This window comes from Anaerocolumna sp. AGMB13025 (assembly GCF_029689925.1).
GTDB lineage: Bacteria > Bacillota > Clostridia > Lachnospirales > Lachnospiraceae > Anaerocolumna.
Genome location: NZ_CP121445.1, coordinates 6,440,245 through 6,454,820, shown reverse-complemented (window position 1 = coordinate 6,454,820; position 14,576 = coordinate 6,440,245). Strand labels below are relative to the sequence as shown.

At 38.2% G+C, this 14,576-nt stretch carries 11 protein-coding genes; 6 read left to right on the top strand and 5 right to left on the bottom strand.

Annotated elements, in window-relative coordinates; translation table 11 throughout:
- Nucleotides 1-468: 468 nt before the first annotated feature.
- From QA584_RS26995 to murC, 4 genes are all read right to left on the bottom strand, one after another.
- Nucleotides 469-1,638 (bottom strand): ribose-phosphate pyrophosphokinase, encoded by a 1,170-nt coding sequence (locus QA584_RS26995; protein WP_278272192.1) that lies wholly within the window; start codon nt 1,636-1,638, stop codon nt 469-471.
- 209 nt (nt 1,639-1,847) lie between these two features.
- On the bottom strand, nt 1,848-2,834 hold the full coding sequence (locus QA584_RS26990) for an ATP-binding protein (protein ID WP_278272191.1): 987 nt from the start codon (nt 2,832-2,834) through the stop codon (nt 1,848-1,850).
- 335 nt (nt 2,835-3,169) lie between these two features.
- Entirely contained in the window at nt 3,170-4,492 is a 1,323-nt protein-coding gene (locus tag QA584_RS26985; RefSeq protein ID WP_278272190.1) for a DnaD domain protein, read from the bottom strand.
- A gap of 293 nt (nt 4,493-4,785) precedes the next feature.
- Nucleotides 4,786-6,189 (bottom strand): UDP-N-acetylmuramate--L-alanine ligase, encoded by a 1,404-nt coding sequence (murC, locus tag QA584_RS26980; RefSeq protein WP_278272189.1) that lies wholly within the window; start codon nt 6,187-6,189, stop codon nt 4,786-4,788.
- Nucleotides 6,190-6,636: 447 nt separating this feature from the next.
- Here murC and QA584_RS26975 point away from each other — a divergent pair, with 447 nt between their 5' ends.
- Genes QA584_RS26975 through spoVG form a run of 3 tightly spaced genes read left to right on the top strand, consistent with a single transcriptional unit; the run spans nt 6,637 to nt 9,349 of the window.
- On the top strand, nt 6,637-7,911 hold the full coding sequence (locus QA584_RS26975) for a glucose-1-phosphate adenylyltransferase (RefSeq protein ID WP_278272188.1): 1,275 nt from the start codon (nt 6,637-6,639) through the stop codon (nt 7,909-7,911).
- A complete protein-coding gene (gene glgD / locus QA584_RS26970) occupies nt 7,908-9,029 on the top strand; it encodes a glucose-1-phosphate adenylyltransferase subunit GlgD (protein ID WP_278272187.1) in 1,122 nt (373 codons plus the stop codon). The genes QA584_RS26975 and glgD overlap by 4 nt, the downstream gene beginning before the upstream one ends.
- Nucleotides 9,030-9,070: 41 nt before the next feature.
- A complete protein-coding gene (gene spoVG, locus QA584_RS26965; protein WP_278272186.1) occupies nt 9,071-9,349 on the top strand; it encodes a septation regulator SpoVG in 279 nt (92 codons plus the stop codon).
- 567 nt (nt 9,350-9,916) lie between these two features.
- On the opposite strand, the gene QA584_RS26960 is transcribed toward spoVG, so the two are convergent.
- Nucleotides 9,917-10,615, bottom strand: a complete 699-nt coding sequence (locus tag QA584_RS26960; protein WP_278272185.1) for a hypothetical protein — start codon at nt 10,613-10,615, stop codon at nt 9,917-9,919.
- A gap of 759 nt (nt 10,616-11,374) precedes the next feature.
- On the opposite strand from QA584_RS26960, the gene QA584_RS26955 reads away from it, so the two are divergent.
- From QA584_RS26955 to pth, 3 genes are all read left to right on the top strand, one after another.
- Nucleotides 11,375-12,253, top strand: coding sequence for a transglutaminase domain-containing protein (locus QA584_RS26955; RefSeq protein ID WP_278272184.1), 879 nt, complete (start codon nt 11,375-11,377; stop codon nt 12,251-12,253).
- Nucleotides 12,254-12,472: 219 nt separating this feature from the next.
- Nucleotides 12,473-13,474 (top strand): DUF4003 family protein, encoded by a 1,002-nt coding sequence (locus QA584_RS26950; RefSeq protein ID WP_278272183.1) that lies wholly within the window; start codon nt 12,473-12,475, stop codon nt 13,472-13,474.
- A gap of 531 nt (nt 13,475-14,005) precedes the next feature.
- Nucleotides 14,006-14,569 (top strand): aminoacyl-tRNA hydrolase, encoded by a 564-nt coding sequence (gene pth / locus QA584_RS26945; RefSeq protein WP_278272182.1) that lies wholly within the window; start codon nt 14,006-14,008, stop codon nt 14,567-14,569.
- Nucleotides 14,570-14,576: the final 7 nt, after the last annotated feature.

Sequence of the window (14,576 nt, the reverse complement as noted above, 5' to 3'; positions counted from 1 at the left end):
TGCGCTTCATTCTGAGCCTGCAAATTCACTTATGGATTTTCCATGTGGCTCAGAGTGAAAATGCACACTGTCTGACGAGCAAAGCGAGGAGTTTGTGCATTTTCACTCTTGCCTTGCCGCATGGAAAAGCCATTAGTGAATTCAGGCAAAGAATATGAAGCATAGAAAAGCTGCCATAACGAATCCTTCCATCAATAACGAAAAAGCTGATTTTATCAACGATGCTTTCCTGTAATCAAAGACTTATAACTCAAAGACTTACGACTCAAAGACTCACACAAACCAAAGCCTAAATCTATAAAATATCCCACTATAAAACATCCCCCAAAAACAAAAGCCAGACAGTCTGAAAGCTACCTTTCATCCCATCCGGCTTTTAATAATAAACCAATCTTAATCAATCAAAACAAGCTAACTATATAAATAGCATTTATATAGTAAAATAAAATCCTAAAATACCGCAACAACCTATTTCTTATACCTATTCAGAATATTCTGAATTCTCTCTGTAGGGCTTAATAACTTGCTGATCGAAGAATCATGATTCAACGTATCAATTAATAAAGCAATATATTTACTCATATCGACATTAATATAATAAGGTCTGGATAATAATTCTTCAGTCTGGTAAACCAAATTAGTCGTTAAAACCCTGTCGATTAAGCCTTGTTCGTAAGCTTCATCAAACTTGGACAAACCATTGGTGAATAAACCAAAGGTAGAAGCAACAAAAATTCTGCCGGCTTTTCTTCTCTTTAATTCCTTGGCAACATCAATCATACTTTCACCAGAAGAAATCATATCATCGATAATCAACATATCTTTGCCTTCCACATCGGTGCCTAAGAACTCATGGGCTACGATTGGATTACGTCCGTTGATAATCGTAGTATAGTCGCGGCGTTTATAAAACATACCCAGGTCAACACCAAGTACGTTGGCAAAATAAACGGCACGGTTCATACCACCTTCATCGGGGCTGATTACCATCATATGTTCCGCATCCAGATTAAGATCGGGTACTTTTTTAAGTAAAGCTTTTATGAATTGGTAGGTGGGCTGAACGGTTTCAAAACTCTTTAAGGGAATAGCGTTTTGTACCCTGGGATCATGAGCATCAAAAGTGATAATACTTTCCACACCCATATTAGTTAATTCCTGTAGAGCCAATGCACAATCAAGGGATTCTCTGGAACTTCTTCTGTGCTGACGGCTTTCATATAAGAAAGGCATAATTACAGTGATTCTGCGGGCTTTGCCGCCAACTGCTGCAATAATTCTCTTTAGATCCTGATAATGGTCATCGGGAGACATATGGTTGGTTTGTCCGCAAACCGTATAGGTTAAACTATAATTGCAAACGTCCAGTAATAAATATAAGTCAGATCCACGAACGGATTCCCTGATAATACCTTTGGCTTCACCTGTGCCGAATCTAGGGCAGCCTGCATCGATTAAGTAGGAATCACGCTGGTAACCGGCAAATGCTATTGTAGATGTATGTTCGTTTTCTCTCGCTTTCCGCCAATCCACAATATAATCATTTACTTTCTGTCCCAGTGATTTGCTGCTCTCCAAAGATATAATACCTAAGGTACCTGCTGGGATCGTTTCAAATATTTTTTCTTGCTGCGGCATTCTATTGACCTCCAATGAAATTTGTGAAACAACAGCCAAAACATATGCTGTCGTTATATGTATGGTAAAATGTCCATTAACGTTATACCATTAACCATTTATTTAGTCAAGGCTAAAATAGTAAACCTGACCTAGAAAAATTTGCAGACGGTTGCTTCTACCCACATCAAAAACAGCTGTGAAGTGAGCAATAACACGCTTCTTGCAGGTTAAAATAACTTTTTAAGACGAATATCGTCACCTACAATTTTAAGCAGGGAATAATTACTGGCAATTCTTGAAAATACCCGCTCACTGTATATGGTGTTAATATTATCCAGGGACAGATTGGTAGATATAATCGTTGCCTTCCGTCTTAGGAAACGTTCATTAATACACAGATATAACTGGACATTGACAAAGGAATTATTAAGCTCTGTACCTAAGTCGTCAATAATTAACAGGTCACAGTCTAATATATACTCAAACTGGTTCTGGGATTCATAATTATCCTCACCCTTGCCAAACTTATTTTTTTCTAATATGTCAAAGAGCTGAAACGCGGTCAGATAGATAACCGTATGGGCACGGTCTAATAATTCCCTGGCGATACAGTTGGCAAGAAAGGTTTTTCCAACACCGGTGTTGCCGTATAACAAAAGGTTATTATATTCTTCGTCAAACTTATGGATAAAATCCCAGGAAACCTCCACAACCTTCTTGATATTATCCCTGGGAGAAAGCCTGGTACTGGGGTCCACATAATCCTCCGAATAAAAGTCATAAGAGAAAACTTCGAAATTCTCTCTCGTTATGGCTGTTTTAATATTAGACTGGGAATAGACGATATCTACAATAGCCTGTTTAAAACAGTGGCACTTCTCTGTGCCGATATAACCGGTGTCCTTACAGTCCGGACAGTGGTAAGCAGGCTGCAAATAATCCGCTGGATACCCATGCTTTACTAATAAAGCAGTTCGTTTCTCGGAAGCTTCCTCCGTTACCTTTTTTAAGGCAGGTAAAGGCTTATCATCACCCATTAACATAAGCTTTGCACTCTGCACCGCACAGGTAACCACCGCATCATCAATTTCCTTTAATTCCGGAATGGCGTTGTAAACCTCTTCAGTCCGGATATCCAGATCATGCTTATTCTTAAGTTGTTTCATATCGTATTCCCGTAAAATCTTATTATACTGATAATTCTTTAAAGCCATGCTACTTCTCCTTTACCTTAATAACAGTAAACGGCTGTGTAAGGCTATATCCGAAAATACAATTTTATAGATATGCCCTAATACTACCTTACATAAATTTCACTTAATTCCGTACCTGTCATATACGCGGATACTTCGTTGCAGTCAATCGTTGTCAGAACCGCTGTTACTCATTACCCTGTCTCGGCTCAACACAAATTTCAGGCTTTGAATAGGATGTAATTTACACAAAGCAGTACTATTAGTGACAATGTTGAATTTAAAGGCAGTTTTAAACCTGTTAAAGAGTACAAACTGCCAGGCGGTAACTATGTCAATCTGGTAACACCTGTAACTTATTGCTTATGTAATAATCTTTGTTCCATGGAAGAGTAATCCTCATCGGTATAAGTCCTCTGGGGAAATGCATTAAATCGATTGTTTGCTGCCGGCTTCTGCGGAGCTGCCGTTTTATTATTTGCCTTCATGGCTGCGATTCTAGAATGCTCTTCATCCAGTTTAGAAATCTGGCCAAACTCTTTTACACCCTTCTTATGCCAGTTCTCCAGTATCTTATCGGCATACTTAAAGTCGGGTTTCTGAGTCTGTAAGATGGTTCGGTTGCAGGCTTCAACAATGATTTCAATCGTAAACCCAAATTTATTGAGCCATTTGTTGATAAACTGTTTTTCCACCTGTCCGGGAGCACGGTTTAATCCAAAGGCTTTATTCACTGCATTGTAGTTACTGTTATAAAGAGCAGTAGCAGCTTCTGCCTTTTCCACCGTATCCACACCTTCTTCCGCCCAGGACATAGCGACTGCTTCGATGTAGGAGGGATTTTTCTTATTCTTGGAGACACAGTATTCGTAAAGGTACATAATCAGTTCTGCTGAGAACCCTACGCTTTCGTATAAGTAAAGGATTAACTGAAGATCCATGGGTTTAATCAGCCGGTCTAAATAAATTTCAATAATGTTTAGCAGCCATTTTACTTCATCGGTATTCGTAAGCTGTTTGATTTGGGCTTCGGAATAAGTAGGCTTTTCAAAGTTCCGCTCCCCAGGGGTTTCCTTACCTTCCGGTTGTTCGATAGACCCGCCGGCATAGACAGGGAAATCAGTTGAAGTTTGAGAACCATTTGAACCATTAGATGAAGCACCTAAACTGCTGGAATCATTGGGAACGGCAGCAGCACCCAAATCACCCGAGGCACCAGAAACAACCGCCAAACCACTTGAGGCACCAGAAACAGTTGCAGCAGTGCCTAAGCCACTTGAGGCACCGGAAACAGTTGCAGCAGCGCCTAAACCACTTGAAACACCGGAAATTGACAGAGCAGCTTCTTCTGCCGTATATTCTCCAGCACGTTTCAGGGCGTATATGTCATTTATAGTAATTGATATAATGTCATTGTCGGTATTTCTTACAAGGGATATTAAATTCACTTTTTCCCAATAACACAAAGCCCGGGTAATATCCTTTTCCGTATCATCTAGTCTGTCGGCTATGGAGGAGATTGTAATCTGGGCATCCGTGGTGCAGTTAATACACCGAAGCAGATACAGATATACCTTCACATAAGAACCATTGGCAGAAGGCATAAAATGATCGATAAACAGATTCGGTATCATGGTAGTATCTGAAACACTGTTGGAATTTAATATAATCGTACTCATATAATTTAACCTCACATCTTCCTTTGTCCTGCCATTATATCACAGGTAAGAATATAAGGAAATAGGGCATTTTCCAAGGGATGTCCGAATAAATCTGAATGTGGATAGTGTGGATAGTGTGGATAAGACTGTTTAAGAAAAATGTAAAAAAATGTAATAATACGTAGAAATCAATAAAAATCAATATTTCTTCCTTGCATATTCCAGCACTGTAGAAAATCATTATGTGAACTAAAAAATCCACAGCCTTATCACAGGTAAATTGTTGATAAGGTTGTGGATAATGTGGATAACTATATTCCTAAGAGTGCTTCTCCTATGGTTACAACGTCTCCGGCGCCCATAGTTATCAACAGGTCACCGTTATTACAATTTTGTAATAAAAAATTTTCAATCTCATCAAAACTTTGAAGATAGTATGCATCCTTACCAATTTTGATTAGTTCTGCCTGTAAATCCTTAGAAGAAATATCCCCTGGATTGACTTCTCTGGCGGCATAGATATCGGCCAGAACAATTTTATCCGCAAGAGAAAGGGCTTTTGCAAACTCTTTTAAGAAGGCTTTGGTTCTGGTATAGGTATGGGGCTGGAAGACGCACCAGGTAGTTTTGTGAGGATAATTTTTGGCAGCCGTCAAAGTGGCTACAACTTCCGTCGGGTGATGTGCATAATCGTCAATAATGGTCACGCCTCCGATTTCACCTTTATATTGAAAGCGGCGTTCCGTACCGGTAAAAGCGGAGAGAGCCCTCTGAATGACCTCTAAGGATATATCTAAGCTTCTTGCCAGTGCTATGGCAGGAAGGGAGTTGGATACATTGTGAACCCCAATTACGTTTAGCTCAATATGAGTTAAGAACTCGCCATTCTCCAGTAAGTCATAGTGACCGTGACCTAACTTATTATATTCAATATTAGCAGCGGTGTAGTGGGCGGCAGCACCGGGAATCGGATCCACGGACTCATTAATGCTGTAAGTCATGAAAGAACAGGGAAGATCCTTTGTAAAGTAAGAAACATTCTCAATATCTCCGTTAATCACTAACATACCATTACTTGGCAGACGGTCTGCAAATTGACGGAAAGAACTCCGGATATCGTCAAGGTCTTTAAAGAAATCCAGATGTTCGGCTTCCACATTTAGAATTACGCTTTTCGTGGGGTTAAATTTAAGAAAACTGTTGGTATATTCACAAGCCTCCGTAATAAAGTGTTCCGATTTACCAATTCGGATGTTGCCTCCGATATTGTCTAAGATTCCGCCTACCGATATGGTAGGGTCTAAGCCGGCTTCCAGTAAGATAAGGGAGAGCATGGAGGTCGTGGTGGTCTTACCGTGGGTTCCGGAGATGGCAATCGCATCGGAATAATTTAACATTACCTGTCCTAATAACTCGGCCCGGTCAATGATTGGTATCCCTGCACTTATAACTGCCTGGTATTCAGGATTTGAATCCTTAACTGCAGTGGTATAGACCACAAGGTCAAGGTCGTCTGTAATATTTGCTGCACGCTGTCCATAAAACACTTGGATACCCAAAGACTCAAGATGCTCGGTGATTTTACTCTTTTTCGCATCAGAGCCGGCTACGGTAAAACCTATCGTATGTAAAAGTTCGGCAAGACCGCTCATGCTGATACCGCCGATGCCTATAAAGTGTACTTTAATGGGATTGCTAAAATTGATATGATACATAGAATTGCACTTCCTATTCTTAATTAATTATTTTTGTAATAACTATTGTAATTTGCGTGTTATGCTAAGTGGCAGCCAAAAAGAATCTGCCATTTATAATAGTTTCGTTTGAAGTTTCGTATCTATAAGTTATTATAATCATTTCCTATAAAAATACAATTAAAAATTTTGGCATACCAACAAGATATGAAAAAATTTGGTTATTGCAGCTTGACTTTATCGATATAACTTGGAAGAAACTTGAATTTTTATTAATTTATTGGTATAATCATTATTGGAAAAATAAGACATTCAAAGTAACGAATTATTTTTTTAAGTAAAAACTTAATTTAATTAGGTATAATGCTAAAAAAAGAATAATTTGTTTTAAAATATTTGTAAAATTTATTCACATTTATGTAAAAGAATGGTATAATGGTGTCAAAATAAACAATATGAGGTGATTGCGTGATAAAGAAGGAAATGATTGCTATGCTTCTTGCTGGTGGACAAGGTTCAAGACTGGGAGTGCTAACCTCTAATGTTGCAAAACCTGCCGTGGCTTTTGGAGGAAAGTATCGAATAATCGATTTTCCCCTGAGTAATTGTATTAATTCCGGTGTAGATACGGTAGGCGTTTTGACCCAATATCAGCCCTTAAGGCTGAATACCCATATCGGGATTGGTATTCCCTGGGATCTTGACCGGAATATCGGTGGCGTATCCATTCTGCCGCCCCACGAGAAGAACAACAGCAGTGAATGGTATACCGGTACCGCCAACGCGATTTACCAGAATTTGGAATATATGGAGTATTATAATCCAGAGTATGTGTTGATTTTAGGCGGAGACCATATCTATAAGATGGATTATGAAGCAATGCTTGATTACCATAAACAGCACAAGGCCGATATTACCCTGGCAACGATTCCGGTTCCCATAGAAGAAGCCAGCCGGTTCGGAGTAGTCATTACAGATGATGAAAGGAGAATCACGGAATTCGAAGAAAAACCTTTAAAGCCAAGAAGCAACCTGGCCTCCATGGGAATTTATATCTTTACCTGGGATGTATTAAGGGAAGCTTTAATTACTTTATCGGAGCAAAAAGGCTGTGATTTCGGTAAACACATAATTCCTTACTGTCACGAAAGAGGTGACCGGGTATTTGCCTATGAGTATAACGGATACTGGAAGGATGTAGGCACCTTAGGTTCCTATTGGGAATCCAATATGGAATTAATCGATCTGATACCCGTATTTAATCTATATGAGGAATTCTGGAAAATATACACGAAAAGTGATACTATACTGCCTCAGTACATAGCAGATACCGCAGTCATTAACAAAGCCATAATTGGTGAAGGTGCAGAAATATACGGAGAAGTCCATAATTCCGTTATTGGTTCCGGAGCCTATATTGGAACCGGCGCTGTGGTACGTGATTCCATTATAATGAAAGATGCCGTGATTGAAGACGGAGCAGTCGTTTTAAAAGCCATAATTGCAGAGGGTGCTAAAGTCGGAGCTTATTCAGAACTTGGCATTGGTGAGGAAGTACCAAATAAGAAGGAACCGAATATCTATTCCTTTGGACTTGTAACCATAGCAGAGAAATCTGTCATACCCTCACATGTTAAAATTGGTAAAAATACGGCAATTTCTGGAACAACCACGATGGAGGACTACACAGACGGTTATTTAGCCGGTGGTGAGACATTGATTAAGGCAGGTGGTAAGCGATGAGAGCAATTGGAATTATATTAGCCGGTGGTAACAGCAATAAGATGAAGGAACTGTCGAACAAACGTGCAATAGCTGCCATGCCGGTAGCAGGCAGCTATCGTTGTATCGATTTTGCATTAAGCAACATGACCAATTCCCATATACAGAAGGTTGCGGTCTTTACACAATACAATACAAGATCCTTAAATGAACATCTAAATTCATCCAAGTGGTGGGATTTTGGGAGAAAACAGGGAGGACTTTTTGTTTTTACTCCTACGATAACTGCGGACAGCAGTTTCTGGTATCGGGGTACGGCTGACACCATGTATCAGAATATTAATTTTCTAAAGAACAGTCATGAACCATATGTGGTAATTACATCCGGCGATGGTGTATATAAGCTGGATTATAATAAAGTGCTGGAGTATCATATTAACAAAAAAGCAGATATTACGGTGGTAAGTAAACAGTTGAAAGAAGGGGAGGATGCTAGCAGATTTGGAATTATAAGAACAAATGAAGATGGAAGAATAACAGATTATGAAGAAAAACCACTAAAGACATCTGCGGATACCGTTTCCATCGGTGTCTACGTAATAAGAAGAAGATTGTTAATTGAATTATTGGAAATGTCAGCTTTGGAAGACCGCTATGACTTTGTAAAGGATATTTTAATTCGCTATAAGAATATTAAGAAAATATATGCCTATGAGATGCATACCTACTGGAGCAATATTGCTACGGTGGAATCTTATTATAAGACGAATATGGACTTTTTAGATAAAGAAGTAAGAAATTATTTCTTTAAAGAATATCCGGACATCTATTCAAAAATTGATGACTTACCACCAGCAAAGTATAATCAGGGATCTTCAGTTAAGAACAGCATAATATCCAGCGGCTGCATTGTCAACGGGGTAGTTGAAAATTCTATTGTGTTTAAAAAAGTTTATATAGGCAATCACTGTACCATTAAGAATTCCATCATTCTAAATGATGTATACATTGGGGACAACACTTATATAGAAAACTGCATAGTAGAAAGCCGGGACACTATAAGGAATAATACAACCCATATCGGTGAACCGGATAATGTTAGAATAGTAGTAGAAAAAAATGAAAGGTATATACTTTAACTAAAACAATTAGATAAATAATATTAAAGGGGGATCACACAATGCAGATAACAGACGTGCGTGTGCGCAAGGTGAGCAAAGAAGGAAAGATGAAGGCGGTAGTATCTATTACAATGGACAATGAATTCGTCGTACATGATATTAAGGTAATTGAAGGCGAAAAAGGTTTATTCATTGCAATGCCCAGCCGAAAAGCAGGTGACGGGGAGTATCGCGACATCGCACATCCGATTAACTCAGAAACAAGAGATAAGATTCAAAAAATTATTCTCGAAAGCTATGAAATCGCTGCCGAGGAATATGAAGAAAAAGAAGTCTAGTATTTTATAAATAAGGCGTATCTCAAGACTATTAAATAGGGGGTTTTGAGATACTCCTTATTTTTTTGTCCTTTATTTTGGGGTTCCTGGGGCTGAGTTTGGGGGTCGAAAGTCCGGGGGTGTGTTGGAGGAAGGGCTGCTGCAAAATGGGTTAGGTTCCGAACTTGGGCTTAGAATATGGATTGTATTTTCCGGATATGTTGTGTAAAGATCGCGCGAATAAGCGGCTGCATTCTCTATCTTGCAGCCATTCGCGCATACTTTACACAACATATCCGGAAAATACAATCCATATTCTCTCCCAAGTAATTTATGCTGTGAATTTTGCAGCAGCTCCTTCTTGCTTTCAGGTTGTGAGGACTTTCGACGTGGCAACGGAGGGAACTTCGAACTGAAACATATACAGGAGATTTCATAAATATATCTTAAAGATTTTGGCTTTGTCATAACAGATTGTTGATAGTAGACATATTTTTTAAGTAGAGCTTAAATTTAACTCTACTCATTGAATTTTTCATTTAATACGCATTAGGGTAAGAACGGCTACCTGCATTATATAGCCTCATCTTAATTTTTGATAAATTCTTTTCCATTCCATTCAAATTCATTTTCGATATTCTTAGCCACCGAATTGTCATAATACTCAATTGTAAAAGAAGTATCAGTTTTCTTAGTAAGTTTTGTTGAGTAGTATCCTGTGGTTTTGCTTATAAAGAGAGAAGAATGTCCGTTAATAGGCAAAAGCTCTATCTTCCCATCTTTTCTTAGTGTAAACAGGGTATACTCTCTGCCATTACTTGAAGCATACTGACCGATGGTAAAATCTAGATCCCCATCCTTGTTGTAATCATCAAATTCTATTTGAAAAGAAGATGTGAAAATTAATTTCCCTTTATATACTTTACTCAAATCTATCTGGCTGATAAGTTCACCTGAATCATCAATTAACTCAATAATGAAATCGCCCTCCCAAATAGTGCCCATATATGGTCCTGGATTCCACTCTTCATAATATTTGCCTTTTATCATTTGAAGTCTTAGATATTGATGTTCTCCATTTATAGAATACATATCATTGTTTGATAACGTCATTGGCGAATGAATGGTAATATCAGAGTACCTATCATTACTATCATTACTGCCATTACTAAAATTACTTTCAACACCGGAATTATTTGAGACATTACACGTTTCACTTAGAATATATCTTGTTAATAGTATTACAACTATAAAAACTGGAATTGCAATCAAGATTTTTCTTTTCATTCGACATCCTTTTCTCTATTTATGAATTTGTTTTTCTAATATTTATGACATACTTGCCAGCAAATAAGGTTCACTTTCATAAATACATACTACATCAAATATCATAATTTTACCATTATAATATTTACTTTGTTAGCGTTGTTCTCTTAGGAGAACCTGAAACCTAAGCACTTAAGAGTATCACAGGGCGATTTGATAATTTCCTGTGCTTAACAGACCTTGCTACTGCAACTGCTTTTGTACCATTCCCTGCACCCAAAACTGCTTCGCCGTTCCAAAAAACAATAAAAAACTTGATAAAATCAGCTCAATAAACCGAAACAAGGAAAGTATAGCTTGGAATCTCCTTCCTAAGCGCTTCATTCTGTGTCTGCTAAATTTACTTATGGCTTTTTCCTGTGGTTTAAGAGAGAAAAGCACACTGTCTGACGAGCATAGCGAGGAGTTTGTGCTTTTCTCTCTTGTCTTACCACAGGAAAAAACCATTAGTAAATTCAGACACAGAATACTAAGCTTAGGAAGGAGATTCCAAGCTGTGCTTTCTTCACAGCCTTCAAGCTGATTTTATCAAGTCCCCAATACAATAAAAGTCCGAAGCACCTTCAACAATACCCAACACACAGATATTGCCAACAACCCAATTATTGATTGCAGACTAACCTAATATTAGAGTATAATGATAGATAAAACCAAGAAATATGATAAAAGGAACCGTGTAATAATAAGAGCAGGCATGGAAAAACGGAGAGGAGATGGTATATGAGAAGTTTTCTTAGATTTATGTTATCCTTAATCCTATTAGGAATTATATTATATGCCGTCAACGACAGATATAACCTGGCCGCCTGGCTTATGGTCTCCGGGAGCACCAATCAGGCAGAGAACGAGCAGACCTTTGTCAGTGAAATCAGGGTCGCCATGTTAAATGGATTACCCGGTACACAAGTAAAATATGTTGGGAAAGTTGAAGATATGAAGTGGTTTACGGAGGATGCCATTGATATGGTCTATAATATGGATGATCCTGAAACTTCTAGTGATTATGATTATTTAAGGTATAAGACCAATAGCATTTACGCTCATATCGTGGGATTTGGCAATGCGCTGACGGTGACCTATGAGTTTGAATATAATGAAACTGCAGATGAGACCAGACAAGTGGATGAAACCATAAAACGGCTATTAGCAAAATGGAAGATAGAAGAACTGTCCGATTATGATAAAATCAAGAAAATCCATGATTACATTATTGAAAATGCCTCATATGATACCAATACAGAGCAATATTCTGCCTACGATAATTTAATCGGAAAAAGCTCCACCTGTCAGGGCTATATGAGTGTGGCCTACAAAATGTTTACCCAGGCCGGAATTTCCTCCAGGATCATTACCGGAACCGGCAATAAAGACAGTCATGGTTGGAATATCGTAAAGCTTGATGGAAAATGGTATAATATTGACTGCACCTGGGATGATCCTCTGACAATAGATGGCAAGCATATATCAACTTATGATTATTTTCTAAAGTCTGATGAGGATTTTAAAGGTCATACCAGAGATACGGAATTTAGTACGGCAGAATTTTATGAGACTTATACCATGGCAGAAGTATCTTATCAAGTTACTGCTCAAAGGTGATAAACGCGACGTGTTATTGTTCACATTTCACATCACTGCTGTTTTTAGCAGTGGTGTGAACTAGCTCTTATCAATAACTCCCATAAATTTATTGCTATAAAATTCCCAATCGATTATAATAAGAATCAACATTAAAGTTAGCTGCACATAGACGGTCTATGTGCAGCATAATTGCGCGTTTATTTTTAGAAATTCCAGTATATGAAAGAGGTGGCAGGAATGATTAACAATAGCTTACAGGCTAAGTGTGATTTATTCGCGGAGAATTACCTGATACTACGAAAGAATTTCAGATGGGATTATGCCATGATGCATTGCCTTGGGGCTTTGTTATATACGAATGATGGCAGGACGGCAGATGTAGAAGCTATTAAGGCTGCAAAAGAGATTATAAAGAAAAATACCGGATTATTTTCCTCCTTTAAGGAAACAACTTTTTTCGCCCTTTCCGTTCTGCTGTCCTTAGATGCAGACCCCCAGGGGTTGTTTGAACGCAGCTTTAAAATCTTTGGAGAATTAAAGAACGCAGGATTTTATGGTTCTCCTTACCTGACCCTTGCGGCATTTTCTATAGCAAAGCGGGCGGATATAACGGATACAGAACCTGTGGTCAGGTTAGCAAAAGAATTTTATGATGCTATGAAAAAGAAACACCGTTTCCTTACCTCTACCGATGATTACGGCTATGCGGCTATGCTTGCCCTGACAGGACTATCGGTTGAACCGGCGATAAACGAAATGGAAACCTGTTATGAACTGTTAAAAAAAGAATTCGGAAGTGGCAACGCCCTTCAATCCTTAACCCATGTACTTACCTTAGGGGAAGAATCAGCAGATATAAAATGCAGCAGGGCAGTTAAGATTTATGACAAACTAAAGGAAAAAGGCTGTAAAGTCAGTAGATATGAAGAATTAGCTTCTATGGGGATTCTTGTATTGATTTCTTCCGATGTGGATAAGATAACGGATGAAATAAAAGATACTTATGAGATATTAATTGGGAAAAAAGGACTTGGCAGTTGGTCTATGGGAAAACACGAGCGGATCATGTATGCGGCAGCCTTGGTAACCTCGGAATATATGGAGGGAATAGGTAAAGATTCCGTCCAATTAGCCTTTGCAAACAGTCTGACAAGTATCGTAATCGCTCAGCAGACCGCTATGATAATTGCAGCCACAGCTGCTGCCGGAGCAGCAGCATCTTCTTCCTCGGGTTCATAATATATCGGGTATCCAGAGTTAGAAGGGCTGTATATTAAGAAATAATGGATTTAAAGAAATAATGGATTTTAAGAAATAATGGATTTAGGAAATAATGCATTTTAAGAAATAATGAGTTTTAAGAGATAATGAAGTTTAAGAAATAATGAAGTTTAAGATATAATGAATTTTAAAAATAATTGAATAATTGAATTTTAAGAAATTGATGATATTAAGACATAATGAATTTTAATAGATAATGAATTTTAATAGATAATGAATTTTAAGTAATAATGATTTTAAGAAATTAGGATTAAAAATAATAATGAATTAAGAAATATCGCTTTCAGAAACCATATATTCAGGAACGGGACATAAGAAACAGTGCATTCAGAAGCAGAAATTTAAAGTAAGAAACAGTTCAAGGAATTTAAGTGTAGTTAGCTTGGGTCAGTTTTACTTTTACGAAGCAGCCTTAGCAAGCCCCGTATAGCAGACATTTAAAATACATTAATAGAAGGGTTTTCTCAAACCCAACAGAAAGGCAGCAACATGTACATTATTATCGGATTAGGCAATCCAACCAGGGAATATCAGGCTACCAGGCATAATATCGGCTTTGATGTGATTACCAGAATTTCAGATGACTATAATATCCCGTTGGATTTTAAAAAACATAAAGCAGTCTGCGGCAAAGGATTTATCGAAGGGGAAAAAGTCATACTTGCCCAACCTCAGACCTATATGAATTTAAGCGGGGAAAGTGTCAGGGAATTGGTGGACTTTTATAAGGTCACACCCCAGGAAGTCATAGTAATCTATGATGATATCAGCTTAGAGCCGGGGCAGTTAAGGCTTCGTAGCAAGGGAAGCGCCGGCGGTCATAACGGCATCAAAAGTATAATCAGCCACTTAGGGACTTTAGAATTCCCAAGAATAAAGGTAGGCGTAGGTGATAAACCGGCAGGTTATGATCTGGCAGACTATGTATTGTCCCGTTTTAAAGCGGAGGAGCAGCCCATTATCAGAGAGGCCATTAAGAAATCCTCAGAAGCTGTAAAATCCATCATAAAAGATGGAATGGAAACTGCTATGAATATCTATAATAGAAAATAGGGAAAAC